Genomic DNA, 2018 nt, shown 5'->3' on the forward strand with positions numbered 1-2018 from the left:
CGCCAGGGTCTGGGCGTCGGCGTCGGTCACGGCGACCACTTGCGCGGCCTGGCGCATCACCCGGTGTTCCCAGCGGCCGTAGCGCCATTGATCGTAGCGTATGAACGGCAACGCCCAGCCGGGCAGGCGGTCGTAAGTCGCGGCGCCGAGGGACGATTCGACATTGTGCTCGGTCAGCACAAACGGCTGGGAGCGACGGGCCAATGCAGCTTCGTAAGGCTGGAAGGTGTAGGTATGTTCGATCTGCACCACGTCCCAATGCTCGGTCAGCAAGCGCTCGAAGGTGTCCTGCAGTTCACCCGACAGGCCATTCACACTGGCCAGCAACGGGTACGGCGCAAACAGCCCGGCCAGCAGGGTCTTCAGGCTGCGCAGCGGGCGCCGGGGGAGGATGATCACCTGTTCCAGAAAGGCTTCCAGCACGTGGCGATCCGTCAGCGATACCGCATGTTTGTCATGCAGCAGCAAGGTGATCCGATGCCCGCGCGCAGCCAGGCTGCGCAGCAAATGAAACTGGCGCGTCTTGCCGCCGCTGGTAGCGGGCCAAGGCGAGTAGGGCAGGATCCAGAGGATGCGCATGGGTGGCTTCAATCCCATAACAGAATTTGCAGGTTCGGCTTGACCGGTACGTCCAGTCCATTGGTGCCACTCAACGGTGTTTCGGTGCCGCGCAACGGGTCATACAAGGTGGCGGTGGTCATGCCAGGCAAGTGCGCGCTGCCGCCACGGGCCGACCAGAAAAACCACACCTTGCGCCCGTCGGCACGGGACCAGCCGATGCTGAACAGGCCATCGGGCAACTGATCGGCGGTGGGTGGGTCGCCGGGGGTCAATTTGGGCCCGCTCACCTGCAGGAAATTCTGCAGCGCGGTGTACGACGGCTTGGGGTTGGCGTCGATGTCGAGCAAGCCATAACTCTGGTCGCGCACGCTGGCGCGCTGGTCCAGGTCGCTCAGGGTGAACAGGAAGATCTTGTCGAAATCCAGCGCGCTCATCAGCGCGACGCGGCGCACGATGTAGTCGGCCTGGCCCTGGGTGGTGATGAAGTCCTGCACCTCTTTCGGGCCTTTGTAGGTCGACCAGCCCCACTCTGTGCTCCACAGGGTATTCACCCCGGCCGCCCGCAGTTTCTGGTTGAGGGCGCTGGTTTTTTCGACAAAGTCGAGGTTCGACGGCGTGTTGCCTTCGGGCAATTGGGTGTAGGGGTGATAGGACATGACGGTATTCAGGCTCGGCACGCCCAGTTGCAGCAGCCCGTCGAGCATGTTCTGGCCGTTGGGCATTTCGCTGAAGAATGCCATGCCGGCGGCCACCACCGGTTTGTTCGGGTTCACCACCCGCAACGCGGCGGCGGTGACTTGCAACAGGTTCGCATAGCCGGCCGGGTCGGCGGCGGGGCGCCAGAACCCCAGCAGGTTCGGTTCGTTCCACACCTGCCACGCGTCCACGCTGGGGTAACGCTGTTCCAGCAATGCCATGCGGTTGGCGAAGATACTCGGGTCCTTGGGCGGGAACTGGTCCTGGTACGGCGAGGAGGCGGGCGCGGTGGTGGCGAACTTCGCCGAGCCCACCAGGTAGAACACCGACTTGATCTGGTTCTGCTGCAGCTTGTTCACCAGTTCGTCGAGGGTCGCGACGTTGTACTGGTTCTCGGCGGTTTCCAGCTGGTCCCAGTGCAGGTCCAGGCGCACCCACTCAAGGCCCAGGGCCTTGAGGCGGTCGATCTGCTTCTGATAACGCTCGGGGCTGAACCACAGGAACTGCGCGTTCACCCCCAGGAAGTCCTTCCACACGACCTCTTTGCTGCCCTTGAGCACATGGCTCTCGGCATCGGCCGGGCGGCCCCAGAGAAAGGCGGTCAAACCCAGCGCAGCGACGACTGCGAGGGTAGCGAGGTAAGTCCGTTTACGCGCCATGGTTGCCTCCTGCAACGGTTTGCTCAAACAGGCTCGCGAACTTCTGCGCGGTCACTGGCCACAACCGTTCGCGGCCTATGGCGGCGGCGCGTGCGGCCCAGT

2 protein-coding genes are annotated in these 2018 nt (G+C 63.8%); both read right to left on the reverse strand.

Features of this window, described 5'->3' with window-relative positions; translation table 11 throughout:
• On the reverse strand, window positions 1–579 hold a 579-nt coding region (locus HX846_RS30445), incomplete at its 3' end, for a glycosyltransferase (RefSeq protein ID WP_178966805.1).
• A gap of 8 nt (window positions 580–587) precedes the next feature.
• Window positions 588–1916, reverse strand: a complete 1329-nt coding sequence (locus HX846_RS30450; protein ID WP_177040823.1) for a cellulase family glycosylhydrolase — start codon at window positions 1914–1916, stop codon at window positions 588–590.
• Window positions 1917–2018: the final 102 nt, after the last annotated feature.

Source organism: Pseudomonas sp. K5002 (assembly GCF_013386655.1).
Lineage (GTDB): Bacteria > Pseudomonadota > Gammaproteobacteria > Pseudomonadales > Pseudomonadaceae > Aquipseudomonas.

Excerpts from the sequence above, each read along its gene's own strand:
- HX846_RS30450 (WP_177040823.1), bottom strand. The coding sequence starts at position 1,916 with ATGGCGCGTAAACGGACTTACCTCGCTACCCTCGCAGTCGTCGCTGCG.